General features: G+C 72.3%; 25 protein-coding genes and 1 riboswitch. Of the genes, 18 read left to right on the forward strand and 7 right to left on the reverse strand.

The window, feature by feature from the left end; translation table 11 throughout:
* Positions 1-182: 182 nt before the first annotated feature.
* From AB0L65_RS29105 to AB0L65_RS29125, 5 genes are all read left to right on the forward strand, one after another.
* Complete coding sequence (locus tag AB0L65_RS29105; protein ID WP_364251329.1) at positions 183-824, forward strand: molybdopterin-dependent oxidoreductase; 642 nt, start codon at positions 183-185, stop codon at positions 822-824.
* 54 nt (positions 825-878) lie between these two features.
* Positions 879-2,036 carry a histidine kinase gene (locus tag AB0L65_RS29110; protein ID WP_364251332.1) on the forward strand — a complete coding sequence of 386 codons (1,158 nt, stop codon included), beginning with the start codon at positions 879-881 and terminating at the stop codon, positions 2,034-2,036.
* Between the two features lie 66 nt (positions 2,037-2,102).
* The gene (locus tag AB0L65_RS29115) at positions 2,103-2,843 is read left to right on the forward strand and encodes a LytTR family DNA-binding domain-containing protein (protein ID WP_185072934.1); all 741 of its coding nucleotides are present in this window, start codon (positions 2,103-2,105) and stop codon (positions 2,841-2,843) included.
* The gene (locus AB0L65_RS29120; protein ID WP_364251336.1) at positions 2,840-3,133 is read left to right on the forward strand and encodes a hypothetical protein; all 294 of its coding nucleotides are present in this window, start codon (positions 2,840-2,842) and stop codon (positions 3,131-3,133) included. The genes AB0L65_RS29115 and AB0L65_RS29120 overlap by 4 nt, the downstream gene beginning before the upstream one ends.
* Positions 3,134-3,196: 63 nt before the next feature.
* On the forward strand, positions 3,197-4,687 hold the full coding sequence (locus AB0L65_RS29125) for a cation acetate symporter (RefSeq protein ID WP_364251339.1): 1,491 nt from the start codon (positions 3,197-3,199) through the stop codon (positions 4,685-4,687).
* 338 nt (positions 4,688-5,025) lie between these two features.
* On the opposite strand, the gene AB0L65_RS29130 is transcribed toward AB0L65_RS29125, so the two are convergent.
* Positions 5,026-5,865, reverse strand: a complete 840-nt coding sequence (locus AB0L65_RS29130; RefSeq protein ID WP_364251342.1) for a deoxyribonuclease IV — start codon at positions 5,863-5,865, stop codon at positions 5,026-5,028.
* A gap of 167 nt (positions 5,866-6,032) precedes the next feature.
* Here AB0L65_RS29130 and uraD point away from each other — a divergent pair, with 167 nt between their 5' ends.
* From uraD to AB0L65_RS29165, 7 genes are read left to right on the forward strand one after another with little or no spacing between them, the layout of a single operon-like run.
* On the forward strand, positions 6,033-6,533 hold the full coding sequence (gene uraD, locus AB0L65_RS29135) for a 2-oxo-4-hydroxy-4-carboxy-5-ureidoimidazoline decarboxylase (protein ID WP_355191621.1): 501 nt from the start codon (positions 6,033-6,035) through the stop codon (positions 6,531-6,533).
* On the forward strand, positions 6,530-6,829 hold the full coding sequence (gene uraH / locus AB0L65_RS29140; protein ID WP_185072939.1) for a hydroxyisourate hydrolase: 300 nt from the start codon (positions 6,530-6,532) through the stop codon (positions 6,827-6,829). The genes uraD and uraH overlap by 4 nt, the downstream gene beginning before the upstream one ends.
* Positions 6,830-7,690: a factor-independent urate hydroxylase gene (pucL, locus tag AB0L65_RS29145; RefSeq protein ID WP_364251345.1), complete on the forward strand. Its 861-nt coding sequence runs from the start codon at positions 6,830-6,832 to the stop codon at positions 7,688-7,690.
* Positions 7,691-7,695: 5 nt separating this feature from the next.
* The gene (locus AB0L65_RS29150; protein ID WP_364251348.1) at positions 7,696-8,556 is read left to right on the forward strand and encodes an FAD binding domain-containing protein; all 861 of its coding nucleotides are present in this window, start codon (positions 7,696-7,698) and stop codon (positions 8,554-8,556) included.
* The gene (locus tag AB0L65_RS29155; protein WP_364251351.1) at positions 8,556-9,029 is read left to right on the forward strand and encodes a (2Fe-2S)-binding protein; all 474 of its coding nucleotides are present in this window, start codon (positions 8,556-8,558) and stop codon (positions 9,027-9,029) included. Before AB0L65_RS29150 ends, AB0L65_RS29155 begins: the two co-directional genes overlap by 1 nt.
* On the forward strand, positions 9,026-10,417 hold the full coding sequence (locus tag AB0L65_RS29160) for an 8-oxoguanine deaminase (protein WP_364251354.1): 1,392 nt from the start codon (positions 9,026-9,028) through the stop codon (positions 10,415-10,417). The genes AB0L65_RS29155 and AB0L65_RS29160 overlap by 4 nt, the downstream gene beginning before the upstream one ends.
* Positions 10,418-10,465: 48 nt before the next feature.
* The gene (locus AB0L65_RS29165) at positions 10,466-10,678 is read left to right on the forward strand and encodes an EF-hand domain-containing protein (RefSeq protein WP_364251357.1); all 213 of its coding nucleotides are present in this window, start codon (positions 10,466-10,468) and stop codon (positions 10,676-10,678) included.
* Positions 10,679-10,734: 56 nt separating this feature from the next.
* On the opposite strand, the gene ppk2 is transcribed toward AB0L65_RS29165, so the two are convergent.
* Entirely contained in the window at positions 10,735-11,619 is an 885-nt protein-coding gene (gene ppk2, locus AB0L65_RS29170) for a polyphosphate kinase 2 (RefSeq protein WP_364251359.1), read from the reverse strand.
* 290 nt (positions 11,620-11,909) lie between these two features.
* On the opposite strand from ppk2, the gene AB0L65_RS29175 reads away from it, so the two are divergent.
* The 3 genes from AB0L65_RS29175 to alc are packed head-to-tail and all read left to right on the forward strand — an operon-like array spanning position 11,910 to position 15,394.
* Positions 11,910-13,136 carry a glycerate kinase gene (locus AB0L65_RS29175; protein WP_364251362.1) on the forward strand — a complete coding sequence of 409 codons (1,227 nt, stop codon included), beginning with the start codon at positions 11,910-11,912 and terminating at the stop codon, positions 13,134-13,136.
* Positions 13,137-14,441 (forward strand): allantoinase AllB, encoded by a 1,305-nt coding sequence (allB, locus tag AB0L65_RS29180; protein WP_364251365.1) that lies wholly within the window; start codon positions 13,137-13,139, stop codon positions 14,439-14,441.
* A gap of 2 nt (positions 14,442-14,443) precedes the next feature.
* Positions 14,444-15,394, forward strand: coding sequence for an allantoicase (gene alc / locus AB0L65_RS29185; RefSeq protein ID WP_364251368.1), 951 nt, complete (start codon positions 14,444-14,446; stop codon positions 15,392-15,394).
* 146 nt (positions 15,395-15,540) lie between these two features.
* On the opposite strand, the gene pknB is transcribed toward alc, so the two are convergent.
* From pknB to thiO, 4 genes are all read right to left on the reverse strand, one after another.
* Positions 15,541-17,445: a Stk1 family PASTA domain-containing Ser/Thr kinase gene (gene pknB, locus AB0L65_RS29190; RefSeq protein ID WP_364251371.1), complete on the reverse strand. Its 1,905-nt coding sequence runs from the start codon at positions 17,443-17,445 to the stop codon at positions 15,541-15,543.
* A 220-nt stretch (positions 17,446-17,665) separates the two neighbouring features.
* Positions 17,666-18,421 carry a thiazole synthase gene (locus AB0L65_RS29195; RefSeq protein ID WP_350729052.1) on the reverse strand — a complete coding sequence of 252 codons (756 nt, stop codon included), beginning with the start codon at positions 18,419-18,421 and terminating at the stop codon, positions 17,666-17,668.
* Positions 18,414-18,614, reverse strand: coding sequence for a sulfur carrier protein ThiS (gene thiS, locus AB0L65_RS29200; protein ID WP_350729053.1), 201 nt, complete (start codon positions 18,612-18,614; stop codon positions 18,414-18,416). The genes AB0L65_RS29195 and thiS overlap by 8 nt, the downstream gene beginning before the upstream one ends.
* Positions 18,611-19,726, reverse strand: a complete 1,116-nt coding sequence (gene thiO, locus AB0L65_RS29205) for a glycine oxidase ThiO (RefSeq protein WP_364251375.1) — start codon at positions 19,724-19,726, stop codon at positions 18,611-18,613. The genes thiS and thiO overlap by 4 nt, the downstream gene beginning before the upstream one ends.
* Positions 19,716-19,833: riboswitch (TPP riboswitch) on the reverse strand. (Overlaps the previous gene by 11 nt.)
* Positions 19,834-19,886: 53 nt before the next feature.
* On the opposite strand from thiO, the gene AB0L65_RS29210 reads away from it, so the two are divergent.
* From AB0L65_RS29210 to thiE, 3 genes are read left to right on the forward strand one after another with little or no spacing between them, the layout of a single operon-like run.
* Positions 19,887-21,056, forward strand: a complete 1,170-nt coding sequence (locus tag AB0L65_RS29210) for an FAD-dependent oxidoreductase (RefSeq protein WP_364251378.1) — start codon at positions 19,887-19,889, stop codon at positions 21,054-21,056.
* A 30-nt stretch (positions 21,057-21,086) separates the two neighbouring features.
* Entirely contained in the window at positions 21,087-21,461 is a 375-nt protein-coding gene (locus AB0L65_RS29215) for an Rv2175c family DNA-binding protein (RefSeq protein ID WP_357705314.1), read from the forward strand.
* Entirely contained in the window at positions 21,439-22,077 is a 639-nt protein-coding gene (thiE, locus tag AB0L65_RS29220; protein ID WP_364251381.1) for a thiamine phosphate synthase, read from the forward strand. Before AB0L65_RS29215 ends, thiE begins: the two co-directional genes overlap by 23 nt.
* Before the next feature lie 168 nt (positions 22,078-22,245).
* Here thiE and AB0L65_RS29225 read toward each other — a convergent pair whose 3' ends face one another.
* On the reverse strand, positions 22,246-23,313 hold the full coding sequence (locus AB0L65_RS29225) for a polyprenyl synthetase family protein (RefSeq protein ID WP_364251384.1): 1,068 nt from the start codon (positions 23,311-23,313) through the stop codon (positions 22,246-22,248).
* Positions 23,314-23,431: the final 118 nt, after the last annotated feature.

Below are 23,431 nucleotides of genomic sequence, written 5' to 3' on the forward strand. Positions count from 1 at the left end.
TTTGTCCGGAAACACAGAAGGCCCCGGGTCCTGTCGGACCCGGGGCCTTCGTTCGCCTGTCTGCTAGCGCAGCGTCAGATGGCGAACGGACTCGGGTCCGTCGCCATACCAAAACAGGGACGCGTTGCGCATAGGCCGTAAGGATAGCGCACCGAACCCGGCCGCGAAGCACTATCGATCCGATGGCAGGATGGCCCCACACGGCGAGTCAGGTGAGGGGAGTGATCGTGGAGGAGTCGCGCCTGCCTCCAGGCCAGTACGTGCCGCGCGGCCGACCCGTGATCCACTACGGCAGGGTGCCCCGGTTCAAACCGGAGAGCTGGGACTTCCTGGTCTTCGGCGCCACCGCGTCCGGAGCGGAGCACCATTTCTCCTGGAGCGAGTTCGAAGGGCTGCCGCGGGCCACCCGCATCGCGGACTTCCACTGCGTCACCAAGTTCTCGCTCATGGCCAACGAGTGGACCGGCGTCACCCCCGCCACGATCATGGCGGCCGCCCCGCCCGGTCCCGGCGTGAGTCACGTGATGATCTGGGCCGAGTACGGCTACAGCGCCAATCTGCGCATGGCCGACTTCGCGGCCCCGGACACGCTGTTCGCCATGGAGCTCGACGAGAAGCCGCTCAGCCCCGACCGCGGCTTCCCGCTGCGGATCGTGGTGCCCCACCTGTACGCGTGGAAGAGCGTCAAGTGGGTGCGTGGCATCGAATACCTCGTCGAAGATCGCCGGGGCTTCTGGGAGGAGCGCGGCTACCACAACGTCGCCGACCCCTGGCGCGAGCAGCGCTACTCCTACCAGGAAGAACCCGGAGAGGGACCCCCCTAGACTTCACTCCTGGTTTTCCCCCGGACACGCTCTGTATTGGCTACGGTTTTCCCCGTGCTGACCACCGCGTGCGTGGCGCTGTCCTCCTCCTTGGCCTCGTTGGCCCTCGTCGCCGGCTACGGGCTCGCCCGCGCCCGGTGGCGCCTTGCGGCGCTGCCGGAGGGCCGTAGATCGGACGAGGCGACGTTCACCACGCTGCACATCGCCGCGATGGCCGCCCCCGCCCTGCGGGCCGGGCTCAACCGTGACTCCGCCCGCAAGGCCGTACGGCACCTGCGCACGCTGCTCGGCACCCAGGCCGTCGCGATCACCTCGACCGAGGCCGCGCTGGCCTGGGAGGGCCCGTGCACCGACGACGTGCTCACCTACGCCCGGGCGACCCTGGCCGCGGGGCGGTCCCAGGTGTTCGCGGGCGAGCCGCACGGCGCGGTCGTGGTGCCGCTGACCGTGGACGGCACGGTCGTGGGCACGCTGGCGGCCTTCGACGACGAGGTGAGCGCCGCGCTCGTGCGCACGGTCTCGGAGGTCGCCCGCTGGGTGTCGGGCCAATTGGAGCTCGCCGACCTGGACGCCTCGCGGCGGCGCGCGCTGGAGGCGGAGATGCGCGCGCTGCGGGCGCAGATCTCGCCGCACTTCGTCTACAACGCGCTCACGACGATCGCCTCGTTCGTCCGCACGAACCCCAAGCGCGCCCGCGAGCTCCTGCTCGACTTCGCCGACTTCTCCCGGTACGCGCTGCGCCGGGCGCACGACTTCACGACCCTGGCCGACGAGCTGACCTGCGTCGACCGCTATCTGCTTCTGGAACGTGCCAGATTCGGCGACAAGCTGCGCTTCAGCATGCAGGTGGCGCCCGAGGTGCTGCCCGTGCCCGTGCCGTTCCTGTGCCTGCAGCCGCTCGTCGAGAACGCCATCAAGCACGGCATGCGCGGCCGCGGCGGCAGCGGCGAGGTGCGGGTGGTGGTGCGTGACGCGGGCCCGGAGGCGCACATCACGGTCGAGGACGACGGCGCGGGCATGGACCCGGAGTGCGCGCGGCGGATGCTCGACGAGGACCCGGCCCGCGAGGGCAGCGGCATCGGGCTGGCCAACGTGGACCTGCGGATGCGCCAGATCTACGGCGACGGCTACGGGCTCGTCGTGGAGACGGCGCTGGGCGCGGGCACCAAGGTGCGGCTGCGGGTGCCCAAGAGTCAGCTTAGCTCGTTGTAGTCATTTCATTACACTGAGCTGGCGTGTCGCTTGTGACCTTTGCTTTCATACGGCAGCGTGGAGGACATGCTGAGAGTCCTGGCCGTCGACGATGAGGTGCCCGCTCTGGAGGAGCTCGCCTACCTGCTGCGCCAGGACGAACGGATCGAACACGTCGCGACCGCCGCCGACGGCGTCACGGCGCTGCAGGACATGGTGCAGATGATCGGCGGGGGCGAGCGGCTCGACGGGGTGTTCCTCGACATCCGGATGCCCGGGCTCGACGGGCTCGACCTGGCCCGGCTGGTCGGCGGTTTCCCCAGCCCGCCCCGGCTGGTGTTCGTGACGGCGCACGAGGAGTGCGCGGTGCAGGCGTTCGAGCTGGAGGCCGTCGACTACCTGCTCAAGCCCGTCAGGGCCGAGCGCCTGGCCGAGGCCGTGCGCCGGCTGGAGGCCACCTCCCTGCCCGCGCCCGAGCCCGGCCAGGACGAGGTGATCCCGGTCGAGCTGGGCGGGCGCACCCGGTTCGTGCCGCAGCAGGCGGTCTGGTTCGCCGAGGCCAAGGGCGACTACGTGCGGCTGCACACCGCCGACGGCAGCTACCTCGTGCGCATGTCGCTGGCCGCGCTGGAGCGGCGCTGGTCGGACGCCGGGTTCATCCGCATCCACCGCAGCACGCTGGTCTCCGGGCGGCACGTCAGCGAGCTGCGCTTCGAGGGCGGGCGGGTGACGCTCACCGTCGGCACCGAGACGCTGCAGGTCAGCAGGCGGCACAGCCGGCAGGTGCGCGAGCAGCTCGTACGCCACCACCGGGGCGTGTTCTCGTGACGGCGGAGCGGCGGGTGATCGTCTCCCGCAGGCCGGCCGCGCTCGGGCGCTCCCGCGACCGGTTCGACCCGGACGACGGCGGGCCCGACGTGCCGGCGATCGTGGGGCGGCAGTTACGGCAGGCGCTGCTGACCGTGGGCGCCGTGGCCGCGCTGCTGGCGGGCGTCCCGGTGATCGCCGTGTGGGTGACCGCTCCCTGGGCCTGGTTCGCGCTCTCGCTGGCCGTGCAGGGGGTCTGGGTCGTGCTGGCCGTGCTGCAGCTCAGGCGCGCGGAGCGGCTGGAAAGGTGAGCGGGCTGCGGCTGGGGCGGGCGGGGCGGCTGGAGAGATGAGCGGGCTGGGGCGGGCGGAGAGATGACCGTCGCGGTGCTGACCGGGATCGCCTTCGTGCTGGTTCTGGGCGTCATGGTGGGCTCCGCGCGACCGCGCCGCGCCAGCGGCGTCTCCGACTTCTCCGTGGCGGCCAGGGCCGTTCCGCCCTGGTGGAACGGCGCCGCCATCGCCTCCGAGGTCACCTCGGCCGCGGCCTGCCTGGGCCTGGCCGGGCTCATCGCCACCCGGGGCGGGCCGATGCTGTGGTACCCGCTGGGGGCCACGGCCGGGTTCGTCGTCATCCTCGCCCTGGTCGTCGCCCCCTTGCGGCGCTCGGGGACGTACACGCTGCCCGACTTCGCCGAGTGGCGGCTGAGATCGGTCAGGCTGCGGCGCTCGGCCACGTTCCTCGTCCTGGTGATCGGGCTGGCGTTCATGGTCGCGCAGCTCCACGCGGCCGGGGCGGTGGTGCGGCTGCTGACCGGGCTCCCGCCGTGGCTCGGGTGGGTGGCCATCGCCTCGGCGGCGCTGGTCGTGGCCTGCGTGGGCGGGCTGGGGAGCGTGACGAGCGTGCTGGCCGCGCAGTTCTGGCTGAAGCTGGTCGTGTTCGCCGGGGTGGGGGCGGTGTGCTGGTGGGCGGCGGGCGCGCGGTCCGTCACCTGGTTCGAGGGGGCGTACCGGGCGGCCGAGCCGGGGCTGGCGGGGGTGGGCGACCCGTCGCTGCCCGGCGTGCTGACCGTGCTGGTGGCCTGCGCGCTGGGCACGATGGGGCTGCCGCACGTGATCGTCCGGGTCTACACCAACAGCGACGGGCGCGAGGCCAGGCGGTCGATCGTGGCGACGCAGGTCATGCTGGCGGTGTTCTGCGTCGTGCCGCCGCTGTACGGGCTTCTGGGGCACGGGCACGTGCACGAGGGGCCCTCGGACGAGATCGTGTTGCTGCTGCCCGCCAGGCTGCTCCCAGGGCCCGTGGGGGACGCGCTCACCGGGGCGCTGGCCGCCGGGGCCTTCGCCGCCTTCCTGGCCACCACGGCGGGCGTGCTGGTGGCGGTCGGGGGAGCGGTGTCGGCGTGCCTGGCCAGGGCCGGGGTCCGTGCCTTCCGCACGGCCGTGTGCCTGGTGCTGCTGGCCGCGCTCGCCCTGACGGCGCTCACCGGGCCGCAGGCGTCGGTGGCGCTCGTCCTGCTCGGCTTCAGCCTCTCGGCGGCCACGCTCTGCCCGCTGCTGGTGCTCGGGATCTGGTGGCGGCGGCTGACGGACGCGGGGGTGGCGGCCGGGTTCGCGCTCGGCGGGGGCGTGACGGCGGTGCTGGTGGTCGAGGAGCAGGCGGGCGTGAAGATGGGCGTGCTCACGTCCAACCCCGCGCCGGTGGCGGTGCCGGTCGCGTTTGCCGCGATGGTAATGATTTCCCTGGTCACACCGGGTCGGATGCCGCGCGGGGTGGGGCGGATGATGGCCAGGATGCATCTGCCCGAGCATCTCGCGGGCCCACGGGACTACCGCTCGTCGCAGCACGGCGACCGCTCATCGTAACAGCACTCTCCGTATGGCGATGACTACGGACCGTTCAACGAGCTGTCCGAAAACAGGGTATCGCCCGCAAGATCGCGACCGTAGTGTTTCGGCAACGAAAGCCACTCCGGCGCATCGGGGGGGACGAGCCGGGGGGCTCACAACAGGCCTGATGCGCCGGCTTCACCGGTGACCGCCCAGGTCACCACGGCTGCCGGGCCCCCATCCGGGGGTGGGGCCCGCCACGCCGGTCAGGTGAAGGGGCGCCTGCTGAGGCCCTCAGCCGGCCCCGCGATTCGGCCCTTCGGGGGCGGCCGGATCGCGCGAGCAGGCGCCCCTTTCACGACGAGCCGGTCGGGTCAGGAGTCGCGGAGCTTCTTCAGCAGGGCGATGTCCTCGGCGTGCTTGGGCGCCTTGCCCGGCGTCTCGATGCAGATCGGCACCCCCGCCACGGCCGGGTGGCGCATGAGGTCGGCGAACGGCTGCGCGCCGATGTGGCCGGCCCCGATGTTCTCGTGCCGGTCCTTCTTGGCGCCGCACACGTCCTTGGAGTCGTTGGCGTGGATCAGCTTGAGCCGCCCGGGGGCGATCTCGTGCAGGGCGTCGAACGTCTCCTTCACCCCGCCCGGCGCCGCGAGGTCATGGCCGGCGGCGAAGGCGTGGCAGGTGTCGAGGCAGATGCCGACGCGCGGATGCCAGTCGAGCGCGGCCAGGTAGGGCTCGATGTCCTGGACGGTGGCGCAGAGCATGGCGCCCTGCCCCGCCATCGGCTCCAGCAGCAGGTCGGGGCCGCCGTCGGGGATCTCCTCCAGCAGCGGCAGCAGGTTTTCGCGCACCTGGCGCAGCGCGTCGTCGCGCGACTGGGTGACCGCCGAGCCCGTGTGCACCACGACCCCCTTGGCGCCGATCTCGGCGCCGCGCCGCAGCGTGTGACGCACCAGCGCGATGGAGTTGGCCAGGGTCTCCGGGCTGGGCGAGCCGAAGTTGGCGAGATAGGGCACGTGGACGAACGCCTCGACGCCCGACTCGGCCAGCTTGGCGTCCTCGCCGGGCTTGCCTTCGGCGAGCGCCCAGGCGCGCGGGTTGGTCACGAAGACCTGGATCATCTCGGCGCCGATCTCGGCCATGTATGCCAGGCCGCCCGTCGCGAGGCCGCCCGCGACGAGCACGTGCCCGCCGATCAGGGATGTTGGGGTCATGATGCGTCCCAGTGTAGGCGCACGCCCCGACAACCCGGGGGCCGGCGCCGACCGGGCGCGTCGGCCCGCCGGTTGGATGATGACACGAAAAGTCCTGGCCGCGAGGGTGGCCGGTTCGGAGTTCTCGCGGATGGACCGGGCACGAAGCGGGTGTGTGTACTTCTGACATGCCCGACACGCTGAGCGACTTCAACGCCGGCTCCCCGGCCGGCGCCGAGGAGGAGCTGCTGGCCTGCTGCGCCTCGCGCGCCTTCGCCGCGAAGGTGGCGGCGCTGCGGCCGTACGACGACGTCGACGAGCTCGTGGCGACCGCCGAGGCGGCCGTCCGGGACCTGGGGTGGGACGACGTGATGGAGGCGCTCGGGGCGCACCCGAGGATCGGGGAGCGGGCGGCGGGCGAGGCCAGGGAGGCGTCGTGGTCGCGCCAGGAGCAGTCCGGCGTGGAGGAGGAGGCGCGCCAGGCGCTGGCCGCGGGCAACAAGGCGTACGAGGACCGGTTCGGGCACGTCTACCTGGTCTGCGCCACCGGGCTCACCGGGGCCCAGATGCTGGCCAGGCTGCGCGAACGGCTGGGCAACGACGAGGAGAGCGAGCGGGCGGCCGTGCGGGGCGAGCTGGCCGCGATCACCGCGCTGCGGCTGCGCAAGCTCATGAAGGAGGGGACATGAGCTTCTCGACGCACGTGCTGAACGCGGTCACCGGGCTGCCCGCGCGGGGCGTCCACGTCCGCCTGGAGCACGAGGGCCGCGTGGTGGCCGAGGGGCGCACCGACGACGACGGGCGCATCAAGGGCTGGAACCCGGGAGCCGGCGTCCACCGCGTCGTCTTCGACACCGGGGCCTACCTGGAGGAGACGTTCTACCCCGAGGTCGTCGTCACCTTCACCGTCGCCGACCCCGAACGGCACTACCACGTGCCCCTGCTGCTCAGCCCGTACGCCTACTCCACCTACCGAGGGAGCTAGATGTCCATCAGGCTCGGACCCAACCGCTACGGCAAGGCGGAGACCAGGCTCGTCCGCGTGGTCAGGGACGGCCCGGTCCACCACGTCAAGGACCTCAATGTCAGCACCTCGCTCTCCGGCGACATGGAGGCCGTCCACCTGACCGGCGACAACGCCGCCGTCCTGCCCACCGACACGCAGAAGAACACCGCGTACGCGCTGGCGAAGAAGCACGGCGTCGGCCAGATCGAGGGGTTCGCCCTCCTGCTGGCCAGGCACTTCGTGCAGGCGCAGCCGACCGTCCACCACGCCAGGGTCGAGATCGACGAGTACGCGTGGACCCGCCGCGGGCCGCACTCGTTCGTCCGCGACGGCGGCGAGGTGCGCACGTGCGTCGTCCACTGCGACCAGGACGGCCGCTCCACCGTGGTGTCCGGGCTCAAGGACCTGGTGCTGATGAACACGACCGGCTCGGAGTTCCATGGCTACATCGTGGACGAGTACACCACGCTGCCGCCCACCACCGACCGCGTCCTGGCCACCGCCGTCGCCGCGCGCTGGCGGCACGCGGGGGACACGCCCGCGTACGGCAAGTCGTACGAGCAGGTGCGCCAGTGCCTGCTGGACGCGTTCGCCGACACCCACAGCCTGTCGCTCCAGCAGACCCTTTACGCCATGGGCGAGCGCGCCCTGAACACCTGTCCCGAGATCTGCGAGATCCGGCTCGCGATGCCGAACAGGCACCACTTCGCCGTGGACCTGTCGCCGTTCGGCCTGGCCAACGAGAACGAGGTCTTCCACGCCGCCGACCGCCCTTACGGCCTGATCGAGGGCAGCGTGCTGCGGGAGGACGCACCCGGCGCCGGATTCGCCTGGGAGTAGGAGATATGGACTTCTTGCGACCCACGACGTGGGAGGAGGCGCTGGCCGCCAAGGCGGACCGGCCCGACGCGGTGCCCATCCAGGGCGGCACCGACGTGATGGTGGAGATCAACATGGACGTGCGCAGGCCCGCCGCGCTGCTCGACCTCAACCAGGTGGCCGAGCTGCGGGAGTGGGCCATGGTGGGCGGCATGTGCCGGCTCGGGGCCGCGGTGCCGTACGCGCGGGTCATCGAGGAGCTGGCCGGGCCGCTGCCGGGGCTCGCCCAGGCCGCGCGCACGGTCGGCTCGCCGCAGATCCGCAACCGCGGCTCCGTCGGCGGCAACCTCGGCGCGGCCTCGCCCGCCGGCGACAGCCACCCGCCGCTGCTGGCGGCCGGCGCGGTGGTCGAGGCGGAGTCGCGCGAGCGCGGCGTCAGGATGATCCCGGCCGACGACTTCTACCTGGGGGTCAAGCGCAGCGCGCTGGAGCCGGACGAGCTGATCAGGGCCGTGCACGTCAGGCCCGCGACCGGGCCTCAATACTTCTCCAAGGTCGGCACGCGCAACGCCATGGTGATCGCGGTGTGCTCGTTCGCGATCGCGCTGCACCCGGACGAGCGGCGGGTCGGCACGGGGATCGGCTCCGCGGCGCCCACGCCGCGCCGGGCGCCGGAGGCGGAAGAGCTGCTGGCCCGCGAACTAGACTGGACGGAGCCGCTCGATCCGGCGTTGACCAGGCGATTCGGCGAGCTGTGCGCGGCGGCCGCGGCGCCGATCGACGACGTACGGGGAAAGGCCGCCTACCGGGTGCACGCCATCGGCGTGATGGCCCGCCGCACGCTGGCCTGGGCCTGGAACGACCATCTGGGAAAGAGGGCCGCCTGATGCGCGTCACCTTCACCGTCAACGGCCGGAAAGAGATCGCCGACGACGTCTGGGAAGGCGAGAGCCTCCTGTACGTGCTGCGCGAGCGTGTCGGGCTCCCCGGCTCCAAGAACGCCTGCGAGCAGGGCGAATGCGGATCCTGCACGGTCTATCTCGACGGCGTGCCGGTCTGCTCCTGCCTGGTCGCCGCCGGGCAGGCCGAGGGGCGTCAGGTGCGCACCGTCGAAGGGCTGGCCGAGGAGGACCGGCTCGACCCGGTCCAGCAGGCGTTCGTGGAGTGCGGGGCCGTGCAGTGCGGGTTCTGCACGCCGGGGCTGCTGGTGCAGGCGCACGACCTGATCGCGCGGGTGGAGCGGCCCTCCGACGCGGAGATCAGGGAGGCGCTGGCCGGGAACCTGTGCCGGTGCACGGGCTACGAGAAGATCATCGAAGCGGTACGGCTGGCCGCGTCGCGGAAGGCGGCCGCCGAGTGAGCCTGCTCATCGAGAACGTCCACATCGCGCCGGTCGCCGGCCCGGAGATCCAATCCGGATATATCAGGATCGAGGGGGACCGGATCGCGGAGCTCGGCCCCGGTCCCGCGCCTGCTGCTCCGGGCGCGGCCGGCCACTCGAACAGGATCGACGGCACCGGCTGCCTGGCCACCCCCGGCCTCGTCAACACCCACCACCACCTCTACCAGTGGGCCTCGCAGGGCCTGGCCCAGGACGCGACGCTGTTCGAGTGGCTGGTCGCGCTCTACCGGGTGTGGGCCGCCATGGACGCCGAAGTGGTCAACGGGGCGGCCACGGCGGGCCTCGGCTGGCTGGCGCTGTCGGGCTGCACCACCTCCAGCGACCACCACTACATCTTCCCCAAGGGCAGGGGCGACCTGTTCGCGGCCGAGATCGAGGCCGCCCGCGAGGTGGGCATCCGCTTCCACCCCGCCCGCGGCTCGATGGACCGGGGCGAGTCGCAGGGCGGGCTGCCGCCGGACGTCGTGGTCGAGGAGCTGGACGAGATCCTGACCGCCACGGCGGAGGCCGTGGACGCCTACCACGACCCGTCCTTCTCCTCGATGCTGCGGATCGCGGTCGCGCCGTGCTCGCCGTTCTCCTCCAGCGCCGAGCTGATGACCGAGTCCGCCGCCCTGGCCAGGGCCAAGGGCGTACGCCTGCACACGCACGTCGCCGAGACCTCGGACGAGGACGAGCACTGCCTGGCCCAGTTCGGGCTGCGCCCCGTGGACTACATGGAGAAGCTGGGCTGGCTGGGGCCCGACGTGTGGTTCGCGCACTCCGTACACCTGAGTGACGACGACATCGGCAAGCTCGCCGCCACCGGCACGGGCTCGGCGCACTGCCCCTCGTCGAACGGCCGGCTCGGCGCCGGCATCGCCCGCGTCTCCGAGATGCTGCGCCGCGGCGCCAACGTGGGCCTCGGCGTGGACGGCAGCGCCTCCTCCGAGCTGACGCCGCTCGTGGGAGAGCTGCGGCAGGCTCTGCTGTTCCAGCGCGCCAGGTACGGCCCCCAGGCGCTCACGGCCCGCCAGGCCCTCGAGATCGCCACGCTCGGCGGGGCCCGCAACCTCGGCCGCGAGCACGAACTCGGCACCCTCGAACCCGGCAAGCTGGCCGACCTCGCCCTCTGGCGCGTCGACGGCCCCTTCACCTCGGCGGTGGCCGACCCGGTCTGCGCGCTCGTCTTCGGCCCCCCGCCGCCGCTCGCGCGGGTGCTGGTCGGCGGCCGGGTCGTGGTCGAGGACGGCGAGCTGCGGACCGTCCCCCAGGACGCCGCCGGGCGCGCGGGCGCCGAGGCCCACCGCCGGCTGATGCGGCTGGCGGACGAACGTGGCCTGACCGCCGCCAAGGAGCTCCACTGACCGGGAGACTAGGGTGGGAATGTCCCGAACGAGCAGAAAGGCGATCCCGTGCCCGAGGAACTCCCCGACGAGCGGCTGGCGCAGCTCAAGAGCACTTTCGCGTCGATCGACACAGACGGCGACGGCTACATCAGCGAGGCCGAGCTGACGCGGCACTTCCCGGGTCTCCCGGCGGAGGCGCTGGGGGCGATGAGCCAGGCCGCCGACTCCGACCAGGACGGCCGCTACTCGCTGGAGGAGTTCATCCGCACGGTCTCCTGACCTTTCCGGGTCACCTGGCGCATCCGCGTCGAAGAACCGGCCGCGACGCCCGTCGGTCAGGCGGGCGGGCCGGTGTGGTCCTCCTCGAAGATGTCGGCGGCCGACCGGACGATGAGCGGGTCCGGGGTGCCGACCACCTCGTAGTCCTTCTTGTCGTAGTGGAACAGGCTCAGCACGTGACGCATGGCCTCCACCCGGCCGCGCTTCTTGTCGTTGCTCTTGATGACCGTCCAGGGAGCCTCGGGGATGTCGGTGTGGAGGAACATCTCCTCCTTGGCGACGGTGTAGTCGTCCCACCTGTCGAGCGAGGCCAGGTCCATCGGCGACAACTTCCACTGCCTCACGGGGTCGACCTGGCGGATGATGAAGCGGGTGCGCTGCTCGGAGCGGGTCACCGAGAACCAGAGCTTGATCAGACGGATGCCGTCGCGTACCAGGGCCCCCTCGAACTGCGGCGCCTGCTGCATGAACTCGCGGCACTGGGCCTCGGTGCAGAAGCCCATCACGCGCTCGACCCCGGCACGGTTGTACCAGGAGCGGTCGAACAGGACGATCTCCCCGGCGGCGGGCAGGTGGGCGATGTAGCGCTGGAAGTACCACTGGGTGCGCTCGCGTTCCGACGGCTTCTCCAACGCGACCACCGTGGCGCCGCGGGGGTTGAGGTGCTCCATGAACCGCTTGATGGTGCCGCCCTTGCCCGCCGCGTCCCGGCCCTCGAACAGGATGACCAGCCGCTCCCCGTTCGCCTTGACCCAGTACTGCAGCTTGAGCAACTCGATCTGCAGCAGCCGCTTGACGCGCTCGTACTCCTGCCGCTGCATGCGCTCGGAATACGGATAGTGCTCGCGCCAGGTGTCGAACGGGCTGCCGTCAGGCCGCAGCAGCACCGGATCGTCATCGTCACTGTCGTCCACGATCAGGCCCGGCGTCGAATCCAGCAAGCGAACCTGCTCCGTGTCCGGAAGGGCAACCTGCTTCACGCCCACCGCCTCGTCGTTCTCGCCTCGCATCAGCTTCCCGTACCCGCCAAGCCATCAGGGGAACGGTTCGGGACGATCAGGTTAATCCCGTACGGCATCACCAGCACCGTGCGGTCGTCCTGGCCGCCGGCGTACCGGTGTGGTTCCTTGGAACACACCGGTGTCAAGATGATGGGTCACGCCTTCCTGCCCGCTCGCACCGGGCAGGAAGGCGTGTCAGGACATTGTTCACCATCCTGTAGGGGTTCGTAGTGGTTCAGCAGGTTCTGGTCGCCCCCGACAAGTTCAAGGGATCGCTGACGGCGGCCGAGGTGGCCGCCCGGGTCTCGGCCGGGCTCGGCGTCCCCACGGTGGAGCTGCCGGTGGCCGACGGGGGCGACGGCACCGTGGACGCGGCCGTGGCCGGCGGGTTCAGCCGGGTCACGATCGAGGTCACCGGGCCCACCGGCGAGCGGATCTCCGCCTCGTACGCCTGGCAGGACGCCGCCGCGACGGCGGTGGTGGAGCTGGCGGAGGCGTCGGGGCTGCGCCGCCTCCCCGGCGGGCACGAGCCGCTGACCGCCACCAGCCACGGCACGGGCGAGCTGATCGCGGACGCCGTGCGCCGGGGCGCCAAGCGCGTGGTCCTGGGGCTGGGCGGGAGCGCCTGCACCGACGGCGGAGCGGGCATGGCGCAGGCGCTCGGCGCGCGCCTGCTGGACGCCGACGGCGGCGACCTCCCCCGGGGCGGGGCCGCGCTGAAGGAGCTCGCCCGGATCGACCTGTCGGGGTTCGTGGACGTCTCCGGTGTGGAGTTCGTGGTGGCCAGTGATGTGGACAACCCGCTCCTCGGCCCGCACGGCGCCGCCGCCGTCTACGGGCCCCAGAAGGGCGCCACCCCGGACGACGTCAAGACGCTGGAGGCCGGTCTGACCCGGCTGGCCGCCGTCGCGACCGCCACTCACGGGCTGATGGGCGCGCCGGAGCGCAGGAGCTCGCGACGAGAGAGCGAGGGACGAGCCAACGAGGAGCGAAGCGGGCGCGACCATGAGCACGAGCACGACGACACGCCGCGCGCGATGGGCGTGGCGGGCGCGCCGGGGGCGGGGGCGGCCGGCGGGGTGGGGTTCGCCGCGCTGGCGTTCCTGCACGCCGAGATCCGGCCCGGCATCGGCTACCTGCTCGACCTGCTCGGGTTCGGCGAGCTGGTCAAGGACGCGCGGCTGGTGATCACCGGCGAGGGGTCGCTCGATGAGCAGTCCCTGCGCGGCAAGGCCCCCGTCGGGGTGGCGCGGGCCGCGGCCGAGGCGGGCGTCCCCGTGGTGGCCGTCTGCGGGCGCCGTACGCTCACCGACGACGAGCTGCGGGCCGCCGGCATCGAGGCCGCCTACGCCCTCACCGACCTCGAACCCGACCCCGAACGCTGCATGGCCGAGGCCGGGCCCCTGCTCGAACGCCTGGCCGCACGGCTGGCAGCCGTCCATCTCCAAGAGGACTAGATGATCGATCTGGTGATCCGATCCCGCCGCACCGTCACCCCCGAGGGGGAGCGGGCGGCGGCGGTGGCCGTGCGGGGCGAGAAGATCGCGGGCCTGTACGACTACGACGCCCCGCTCGACGCCGCCGAGGACATCGACCTGCGCGACCTGGCCCTGCTCCCCGGCCTGGTCGACACCCACGTGCACGTCAACGAACCGGGGCGGACGCACTGGGAGGGGTTCGGCTCGGCGACCAGGGCGGCCGCCGCCGGAGGCGTCACCACGATCCTCGACATGCCGCTCAACTCCCTCCCGCCCACCGTGAACGTGGCCGCCTTCGAGGCCAAGCTGCGGGCCGCCGAGGGGCAGTGCCACGTGGACGTGGGCTTCTGGGGCGGGGCCGTGCCGGGCAACGTCAAGGACCTCGCCCCCCTGCGCGAGCGCGGGGTCTTCGGGTTCAAGTGCTTCATGTCGCCGTCGGGGGTGGAGGAGTTCCCGCCGCTTGGCGACTCCGAGCTGCGGGAGGCGCTGACCGAGGTGGCCGCGGTCGGCGGGGTGATGGTGGTGCACGCCGAGGACCCGGCGCTGCTCGGGGAGCCGGCCGGGCCGACGTACCGGGAGTTCCTGGAGTCGCGGCCGGGGGAGTCGGAGCGCAGCGCCGTCGCGCGGGTGGTGGGGCTGGCGGCGCGGACCGGCGCCCGGGTGCACATCCTGCACGTCTCCAGCGCCTCCTGCCTGGAGGTGCTGGAGTCGGCTCAGGCCGAGGGTGTGGCGGTCACGGCGGAGACGTGCCCCCACTACCTGACGCTGGCGGCCGAGCAGGTGCCCGAGGGGGCGACCGCGTACAAGTGCTGCCCGCCCATCCGCTCCGAGGCCAACCGCGACCTGCTGTGGGACGGGCTGGCCAGGGGCGTGCTGAGCTGCGTCGTGTCCGACCACTCGCCCTCGCCCGCCGACCTCAAGGTGCCCGACTTCGCCGCCGCCTGGGGCGGCATCGCCTCACTCCAGCTCGGGCTGCCCGCGGTCTGGACGGAGGCGTCGCGGAGGGGGTACGGGCTGGGGGACGTGGTGCGCTGGATGTCGGCCAATCCGGCGGCGATGGCCGACATTCCCGGAAAAGGCGGGATAAAGCCCGGTAATGATGCCGATTTGGTGGCATTCGACCCGGCCGCCGACAACGCGGTGGACGCCGCGCGCCTGCACCACAAGAACCCGGTCACCCCGTATCACGGCCGGGTGCTCAAGGGCGCCGTACTGACCACCTGGCTGCGCGGGCGGCCCGTGGACGACGTGCCGCACGGACGATTCCTGTTGGGAGAGCAGTAGATTTGCCAGGTTTCAGCACCCTGCCGGACCTCGCCCTGCGCACGCTCGGCGGATCGGTCGTGGCGGCCAGCGACGAGTCGTTCGCCGAGAAGGAGAGCCTGATCCGGCCGGGGCGGCCCGGCTTCCAGGCGGAGACGTTCGGGAGCAAGGGGCAGGTCTACGACGGGTGGGAGACCCGCCGGCGCCGCTCGCCCGGCCACGACTGGGCCCTGGTACGGCTCGGCGTCCCCGGCGTGATCCGCGGCGTGGTGATCGACACGTCCTGGTTCAAGGGCAACTACCCGCCCCACGCCCGCGTCGAGGCCGCCTCGGTCGAGGGCCACCCCTCCCCGGCCGAGCTCGAGGCCGCTCCGTGGACGGAGATCGTGCCCCGGGCCGAGCTCACCGGCGACAGCGAGCACCACTTCGCCGTCACCGACGAGCGCCGGTTCACCCACGTGCGGCTGAGCATCTTCCCCGACGGCGGCGTCGCGCGCCTCCGGGTGCACGGGGAGGCCCGGCCCGACCTGTCCGTGTACGACGGGCTCGGCCTCGACCTGGCCGCGCTCGCGAACGGCGCGCTGGTCACCGCCTGCTCCAACGAGTTCTACTCGGCCCCCAACAACGCCATCGCCCCCGGCCTGGCCCGCCACCAGGCGGAGGGCTGGGAGACCGCCCGCCGCCGCGGCGACGGGAACGACTGGCTGGTCATCCGGCTGGCCGGGCGCGGCGTGATCGGTCTGGCCGAGATTGACACCACGAACCTGCTGTTCAACGCGCCGGGCGCGGTCTCGCTGACGGGCCTGGACGGTGACCGGGAGGTGGAGCTCCTCCCGAGGACGCGCCTGCAGCCCGACACCCCGCACCGCTTCCGCCTGGCCCACCCTGACCCGGTCACGCACGTACGGGTGGACATCTACCCGGACGGCGGCCTGGCCCGCGTCCGCCTCCACGGCCACCTCGCCACGCCCTGACCAACCCGCGTCCGCCTCGCCAACCCCAGGCCGTGGCGGCCGCCCAAGCCTCAGCGCCGCCTCACCCGTGCGACGGCTCTCTGTCGACGGCTCTCTGTCGGCGGCGCGGGCGTTCCGGCGATCGCCCGTGCGCCGCCGAAGGGACCTCACTGCCAGAGGACGACCGTGGCCCCCTGCGGCCGCTCGCTGTTGGGCAACGGCCGCTGGAACTGGACCACCCCGCGGTTGCCCAGCCGCTGCACCCGCACCTTGAACCCCAGCGCCTCTAACTCCGCCTTGGCGTCCCTGACCTCCTTGCCGATCACCGCCGGCACCAGGGCGAACTGCTGGTCGTCGCGGGCCTCGTCGTCCCTGTCGCCGTTGAACCAGTCCCAGAAGTCCGTCTGGCACCGGGCCACCGTGACCATGACCTGCGCGCCCTTGTCCACCTCGGACTTCGCCTTGGGCGTCTGCGCGATGACCGTGCACGGCTCGGCGTCGTCGTCGACCTCGTTGACCTGCACCTGGAAGCCCAGACCGCCGAGATATTGGGCGGCCTCGTCCTTGGGCATGCTGTTGACGTCGGGCATCACCATGCCGGCGCTGACGTAGATGTCGACCTTGGCGCCCTCCCGCACCTTCTCGCCGACCTGCGGCGAGGTGCGGATGACCTTGTCGCGCTCGACCTCCTGGTTGGCCAGCCGCTTGACGACGCCCACGGTCAGCCCGGCATCGGCGATCTTGGCCCGGGCCTGATCGCCGGTCATGCCCTCGGTGTTGGGCACGGCGACGCGCTTGGGCCCGAGCGAGGGGACCAGCGTGATCGTGGTGCCCTTCTCCACCTCGGTGGCGGCCGCCGGGTCGGTGCTGAGGACCAGGCCCGCGGCCATCTTCTCGTTGTTGACGCCGTCGGCCTCCTGGACCTTGAAACCGGCCGCGGCGGCGCTGCTCTTGGCCAGCGCCAGGTTCTTGCCGACCAGGTCGGGGACGGTGACCATCTCGGGCTGCGCGAAGTACCAGCCGGTCAGCCCGACCGCGACCACCATCACCCCGGCGAGCAGCACCAGGAACCAGTTGGGCTTGAACCCCGCCCGCTGCCGCTGCGGCGGCACCTCCGCCCGCGGCTGGATCAGGGTGTGGGCGGGGGCGGGCTGGGGCATCGAGGCGGCGCCGGAGGCGTTGAAGACCTGCGTCCGGGCGTGGGAGGCCGGCGGGTTGGTCAGGCGCGGCAGCATCCGGTGCGCGTCGACGGCGGCCACGAGCATCGCGGTCGCGTCGGCGGGGCGCTGGTCCGGCTCGCGGGCCGTGGCCTGGGTCACCAGCGTGTCGATCAGCGGCGGCACGTCGGCGAACACCGAGGACGGCGCGGGCACGGTGTCGTGGACGTGCCGGTAGGCCACCGACATGGGCGTCGCGCCGTCGTACGGCTGCTGGCCGGTGACCAGCTCGAACAGCATGATGCCCGCGGCGTAGACGTCGCTGCGCACGTCGGCGGCGCCGGTGGTGACCTGTTCGGGCGCCATGTAGCCGATGGTGCCGATCATCACGCCGGTGCGGGTCTGGTTGGTGGCCTCGATGGCCCGGGCCAGGCCGAAGTCGACGACCTTGACCCGGCCGTCGTCGGTCATCAGGACGTTTTCCGGCTTCACGTCGCGGTGGACCATCCCGGCCTGGTGGGCCGCGCCGAGGGCGGCGAGCACCGGGATCATGATCTCGAGCGCCTCGCGGGCGGGCAGTCTGCCGCGCTCGCGCAGGATGTCGCGCAGCGTCTTGCCGGGCACGTACTCCATCGACAGGTAGACGACGTCGTTGTCCGTGCCCTGGTCGAAGACGTGCACCACGTTGGGGTGTGAGAGGCGGGCAACCGACTTGGCCTCGCCGATGAACCTGCGCACGAACGCGGGGTCCTCGGCCAGTGAGCCGTGCATGACCTTCAGCGCCACCGTCCGGTCCAGGCGGACGTCCAGCGCGAGGTAGACGGTCGCCATACCGCCCCGGGCGATCCGGCTCTCGATGCGGTAGCGCCCATCGAGGAGCCGCCCGACCAGGGGGTCCGCAGTCGTCGTATCCACCCCGCTGAGTTTACGGGCGTTTTGCCACTGGGAGGGCCTCACCGCCCGAAACCGATGCTGAGACGTTCCCGTTGGAACGTCCCAGCTCCTCACGCGTCACTCGGGTCGGCGAGTCACCGGCACTCGGGTCGGCGAGTCACCGGCACCCGGGCCGGGGCGTCGTCGGCATCCGGGCCGGGGAGTCGTCGGCATCCGGGGGAGGAGGTCGTCGGCGCTCCGGTCAGGGAGTCATCGGTGAGGAGGCCTCGGCGTAGCGCCTGCGCGGGATGCGGCCCGCCAGCCGCGCCAGCCGTCCCGCCTCCACGGCCTGCTTCATGGCGACCGCCATGAGATCGGGCCGCTGCGCCCTGGTGACCGCCGTGGCCAGCATCACGGCGGCGCAGCCCAGCTCCATCGCCAGCGCGGCGTCGCTGGCCGTGCCGATGCCCGCGTCGAGCACCACCGGCACGGACACGGCCTCCACGATCAGCTCGATGCTGTGCGGGTTGCGGATGCCGAGCCCCGAGCCGATCGGCCCGCCCAGCGGCATGACGGCCGAGCAGCCCGCCTGCTCCAGCCGCCGCGCCAGCGCGGGGTCGTCCCCGATGTACGGCAGCACCACGAACCCGTCGGCCACCAGCCGCTCGGCCGCGTCGAACGTCTCGATCGGGTCGGGCAGCAGGGTCCGCTCGTCGGAGATGACCTCGACCTTGATCCAGTTGGTGCCGAGGGCCTCCCTGGCCAGCCGCGCCGTCAGCACGGCCTCGCCCGCCGTGAAGCAGCCCGCGGTGTTGGGGAGCACCTTGATGTCCCGCTTGCGCAGCACATCCAGGACCGAGCCGCGGGCGTTCGGGTCGAGCCGCCGGATCGCCACCGTGGTCAGCTCGGTGCCGGACGCGGCCAGCGCCTGGTCGAGCACGTCGAGCGAGGGCGCGCCGCCGGTGCCCATGATGAGCCGGGAGGAGAAGCTCTCCCCGGCGATGATCAGATCATCCACCTTGCACCGCCGTCAGAACCTCCACCCGGTCACGGTCGCTGAGCGCCGTCGTCTCCCACGAGCTCCGCGTGACCACCTCGTCGTTGACGGCCACGGCCACTCCGGTGGTGGCCGTGGTCAATGTGCGTACGGCCTGCGCCACGGTCGTGCCGTCGGCCACCTCGTGCGAGGCCCCGTTGATCATCACAATCATGAAATATCCCGAAATCTCCCGGGCGAGCACATGGCCGCGAGCTCGCCCTCCTCGCCCAGCAAAATGTCCGCCGTGAGCGGCGCCAGGAGCACGCCGCCCCGGTGATGGCCGGTGGCCAGCGCCAGCCCCGGGGTGCCGCTGGGGCCGATGAGCGGCAGGTTGTCCGGCGTGCCCGGCCGCAGCCCGGCCACCACGTCGGAGACCTCCAGCTCCGTGATGCCCGGCACCAGCTCCCTGGCGTCGCGCAGCAGCTCGTAGAGCCCGCCCGCGGTCACCCTGGTGTCGAAGCCCATCTCCTCCTGTGTGGCCCCGACCACCAGCTCGCCGTCGCCCCGGGGGACGAGGTAGACCGGTGTGCCGAGCACGGTGCCGCGGACGCACCGGGTGAGCAGCGGCTGCGGCGAACGCAACCGCATGATCTGCCCCTTGACCGGCCGGACCGGCACCTCGGCCAGCCCGGCGCTCCACGCCCCGGCCGCCAGGATCACCCGCTCCGCCCGCAGCTCGGCTCGCCGGTCGTCGCCGCCGGGCGGCTCCAGGCGTACCCCTGTGACCCGGCCGCCGTCGCACAGCAGCTCGCCGACGCGCGCCCGTACGAGCTGGACTCCCCGCCGGTCGAGCGCGGCGAGCAGCGCCGCCGTCACGCGGCGCGGGTCCACCCAGGAGTCGCCGACGGCCAGCAGCCCGCCCCGCACCGAGGGGGCCAGCATGGGCTCCAGGCGGCGGCACTCGCGCCCGGTCAGCCGCCGGACGGGCAGCTCCAGCTTCTCCAGGTACGCGGCCAGCTCGTCCAGCGCGGCCAGGTCGTCCGCCCCGAACGCCACGTCGAGCGTCCCCTCGGAGCGCAGGTCCAGGGCCTCGGGGCCGGCCAGCCCCGCGTCGGCGGCCAGCTCGGCGGCGAAGGCGGGCCAGCGGCGCAGCGACGCCACACCGAGCCGCAGCAGCGGCACCTCCGTGTAGGTGACCTCGCTGACCGGCGCCAGCATCCCCGCCGCCGCGTGCGAGGCCCCCGAGGCGGGGGCCGGGTCCACCAGGGTGACGGGCCGCCCTTCGCGGGCCAGCCGCCAGGCCAGCGAGAGACCGACGACCCCGCCGCCCACGATCACATCCATCCGCGCTCCCTTCGCCGGCATGATCCGGATCAGGTGTCTTGCGGTCGAAGGCCCGATGGCAGCCTTCCTCTCAGCCCGGTCACGGCCGGACTCCCGCGCGTCTTACGCCCCCAGCCTACGGCCTCGCTGCGACGCCCGGACACCGGCCCACGTTAGGGTCATGAACGTGAACGAAGTCGTGGTGGTGGGAGCGGGTCTGGCCGGAGTGCGCACCGTGGAGGCGCTGCGCGCACAGGGGTTCGGCGGGCGGATCACGCTGGTCGGCGAGGAACGGCATCGCCCCTACGACCGTCCACCCCTGTCCAAGGCCGTGCTGTTCGGCGACGCCGACACCAGCTACGTCGACACCGACCTGGCCTCGCTCGACGTGGTGTTCCAGCCGGGGGTCAGCGCCAAGGCGCTGCGCGAGGGGGTCGTGGAGACCACCGAGGGCGAGCTCGGCTACGACGGGCTGGTCATCGCCACCGGCGCCGAGCCGATCAGGCTGCCCGGCGACGGCCCGCAACACGTGCTGCGCACGCTCGACGACGCTCACGAGCTCAGGGCCATGCTCGTCCCCGGCGCCCGTGTCTCGATCATCGGCGCCGGCTGGATCGGCGCGGAGGTGGCCACCGCCGCCCGCCGCGCCGGGTGCGCGGTGACCGTGATCGAGGCCGGCCCGGCGCCGCTCGCGACGGCCGTCGGCGCCGAGATCGGGGCCCGCACCGAGCGCTGGTACGACGGCATCGACCTGCGGCTCGACACCATGGTCGACTCCGTGGACGAGGGCGGCGTGCGGCTGGTGGGCGGCGAGTTCGTGGACGCCCACGTGGTGGTCACGGGCATCGGCGTGCGCCCGGCCGTCGAATGGCTCACCGGCGCCGACATCGACCTCCACAACGGCGTCGTCGTGGACGAGCACCTGCGCGCCTCCCTCCCGAACACGGTCGCCGTCGGCGACTGCGCCGCCTGGTGGTCGCGCCGCTGGCAGACCAGGCTCAGGGTCGAGCACTGGGACACCGCGCTCAACGCCCCCGAGGTGGCCGCCGCGAGCCTGCTGGGCGAGGACGTCGCGTACGATCCCGTTCCGTACTTCTGGTCGGAACAGTTCGGGCACATGGTGCAATACGCCGGTCATCATTTGGCAGGCGAGCGCCTGATCTACCGGGGCGAGCCGGAGGGCAAGTGGTCGGCCGTCTGGCTCACGGCCGACGACGCCCTCGCCGCGGTGCTCGCCGTGGACCGGCCGCGAGACCTCGTACAGGGGCGCAGAATCATCGGCGCGGGACACCGTCTCGACGCGGAACGCCTGGTAGATCCAGAAGTCTCTCTACGGGATTGTGTTGTTTGAGCAAGCACGGCATGTGGTAGTTGTGGTTTCGTGACGCTTTCTGTTGCACAGATCGACCGGGAGACCGACCAACTCGTCGACGAGTGGCTCACGCTCCCCGAAGTGGCCTCGCGCCTAGACCTTTCGATCGGGCGGGCCAAGCAACTCCTCAAGGACCACAAGCTGCTCGGCGTACGCCGGGGGGGCGGCGGGCCACAGGTGCCCGCTGTGTTCCTCGATGGAAAGGACGTGATGAAGGGCCTGCCCGGCACGCTGACCGTGTTGCTGGACGCCGGCTACGACGATGTCGAGTCGCTGCGCTGGCTCTTCACCCCTGACGAGTCCCTGCCCGGATCGCCCATCGAGGCGATCAAGGCCGGCCGTCACACTGAGGTCAAGCGGCGTGCCCAAGCCCTCGGTTTCTGAAGCCCGCCTCTATCTCTGCACCGACGGCCGCCGCGACCGCGGCGACCTGGCGGAGTTCCTCGACTCGGTGCTGGCCGGCGGCGTGGACATCATCCAACTGCGGGAGAAGGGTCTGGAGGCCCGCGAAGAACTCGCGCTCCTCGAAGTCTTCCGCGACGCCTGCGACCGGCACGGCAGACTGCTGGCCGTCAACGACCGGGCGGACGTCGCCTACGCCGCCCGGTCCGACGTGCTCCACCTGGGGCAGGACGACCTTCCTGTGACGGTCGCGCGAGAGATACTCGGCGACGACATCGTCATCGGACGGTCCACCCACTCCGTGGCCGAGGCTTCCGCCGCGGCAGCGGAGCCGGGCGTCGACTACTTCTGCTGCGGCCCCATCTGGCCCACGCCCACCAAGCCCGGCCGCCCGGCCCCCGGCCCGCCGCTGCTCCGGCACGCGGCGGCGCTGGAGACGTCGCGGCCGTGGTTCGGGATCGGCGGCATCGACCTCGCGAACCTGGACGAGGTGATGTCGTACGGCGTGCGCCGCGTGGTGGTCGTACGCGCGATCACGGACGCGGAGGACCCGGGCGCGGCGGCGGCGGAGTTCGCCAAGCGCCTGTCCTCCGCCTGACCGGCAAGCCCCTGACCGGCAAGCCCCTGACCGCGGCGGCCACCTGACCGCAGGAGGCCGCCCGGCCGTACGGGGCCCTGTGACCCACGAGGCGCCCGCCACCACACGGGCGCCTCCGAGTCGGCGGCCGGGCCCAAGGTGGCGATCCCCTGCCCAGGACAGGTCAGGTCAGGTCTTGCGGGAGGTGGCGGCGATGGCCAGCTCCGTCAGAGCCGCGCGGGCCTCCACCGTGATCGGCGCCTCGTCCAGCGCGGACAGCGCGTCCCCCAGATAGTCGCCGATCAGGTCCTCGCACTCCTGCAGCGCACCCGTCTCGTCGATGATCTGCCGCAGCGTCTCCACCCCGTGCTCGTCCAGCCCGGGATCCCCCAGCAGTTGCCGGACGGTATCCGCCGCACCCGGGGACGCGGCCGCCAGCGTGCGGGCCACGAGCATCGTCCGCTTGCCCTCCCGCAGGTCGTCGCCGGCGGGCTTGCCCGTCTGCGCCGGGTCGCCGAACACCCCCAGGATGTCGTCACGCAGCTGGAACGCGATCCCGACCCGCGTGCCGTAACCCGTGCACAGCTCGTCCATCCAGGGCGCGAGCTTGCCGCCGGCGAGCACCAGCCCGAGCCTGAGCGGCTGCTCCACCGAGTATTTGCCGCTCTTGAACAGCGCCACCCGCAGCGCCGACTCGAACGTGTTCTCGCCGTGGGCCTGCTCCAGCAGGTCGAGGTACTGGCCGCACATCAGCTCCGTACGCATGTGGTCGTGCACGGGCTGGGCCGCCGCCAGGGACTCGGGCGGCAGGCCGCTGGTGCGCCACATCTCGCCCGACCAGATCAGCAGCAGGTTGCCCAGCAGGATCGCCGCGCCCTCGCCGAACTGCTCCGCGGACCCGTACCAGGCGGACTTCTCGTGCAGCGCCTGGAACCGGCGGTGCGCGGACGGCATGCCCCTGCGCAGGTCGCTCTTGTCCATCACGTCGTCGTGCACCAGCGCGCTGGCCTGCAGCAGCTCCAGCGAGGCCGCCGCGGTGAAGATCGCGGGCACGTCCGTGCCGCCCGCGCCGCGCCAGCCCCAGTAGCAGAACGCCGGACGCAGTCGCTTGCCGCCGGCCAGCAACTCGTCGGCGGCCGTGCGCAGCGGCTCGAGCTCGGGGTCACCGGGGGCGGGCAGCTGTCGTTCGACGAACTCTCCGAGGGCACGCTCCACCTGTGTGCGGAGGGTGTTCATGCCAACGGCGTCAGTGGTCATGCCTTGAGACTAGTGGCCGTGTGCGGGGGATCGGATGTGCAGGTGTCCCAATAGGGGCATCTGGGGTGGCGTGGATGGTGATGTGCCGCTCGTGCCGGTGACATGGCTGTGGCGGCAG

Source organism: Nonomuraea sp. NPDC052116 (assembly GCF_040680035.1).
Taxonomy (GTDB): Bacteria; Actinomycetota; Actinomycetes; order Streptosporangiales; family Streptosporangiaceae; genus Nonomuraea; species Nonomuraea angiospora_A.

Bases quoted from the DNA above. Each gene is read 5' to 3' on its own strand.
- AB0L65_RS29105 (WP_364251329.1), top strand. From the start codon at position 183: ATGGCAGGATGGCCCCACACGGCGAGTCAGGTGAGGGGAGTGATCGTG.
- AB0L65_RS29115 (WP_185072934.1), top strand. From the start codon at position 2,103: ATGCTGAGAGTCCTGGCCGTCGACGATGAGGTGCCCGCTCTGGAGGAG.
- AB0L65_RS29125 (WP_364251339.1), top strand. From the start codon at position 3,197: ATGACCGTCGCGGTGCTGACCGGGATCGCCTTCGTGCTGGTTCTGGGC.
- AB0L65_RS29130 (WP_364251342.1), bottom strand. From the start codon at position 5,865: ATGACCCCAACATCCCTGATCGGCGGGCACGTGCTCGTCGCGGGCGGC.
- uraD (WP_355191621.1), top strand. From the start codon at position 6,033: ATGCCCGACACGCTGAGCGACTTCAACGCCGGCTCCCCGGCCGGCGCC.
- uraH (WP_185072939.1), top strand. From the start codon at position 6,530: ATGAGCTTCTCGACGCACGTGCTGAACGCGGTCACCGGGCTGCCCGCG.
- pucL (WP_364251345.1), top strand. From the start codon at position 6,830: ATGTCCATCAGGCTCGGACCCAACCGCTACGGCAAGGCGGAGACCAGG.
- AB0L65_RS29150 (WP_364251348.1), top strand. From the start codon at position 7,696: ATGGACTTCTTGCGACCCACGACGTGGGAGGAGGCGCTGGCCGCCAAG.
- AB0L65_RS29155 (WP_364251351.1), top strand. From the start codon at position 8,556: ATGCGCGTCACCTTCACCGTCAACGGCCGGAAAGAGATCGCCGACGAC.
- allB (WP_364251365.1), top strand. From the start codon at position 13,137: ATGATCGATCTGGTGATCCGATCCCGCCGCACCGTCACCCCCGAGGGG.
- thiS (WP_350729053.1), bottom strand. From the start codon at position 18,614: ATGATTGTGATGATCAACGGGGCCTCGCACGAGGTGGCCGACGGCACG.
- thiO (WP_364251375.1), bottom strand. From the start codon at position 19,726: ATGGATGTGATCGTGGGCGGCGGGGTCGTCGGTCTCTCGCTGGCCTGG.
- AB0L65_RS29210 (WP_364251378.1), top strand. From the start codon at position 19,887: ATGAACGTGAACGAAGTCGTGGTGGTGGGAGCGGGTCTGGCCGGAGTG.
- AB0L65_RS29225 (WP_364251384.1), bottom strand. From the start codon at position 23,313: ATGACCACTGACGCCGTTGGCATGAACACCCTCCGCACACAGGTGGAG.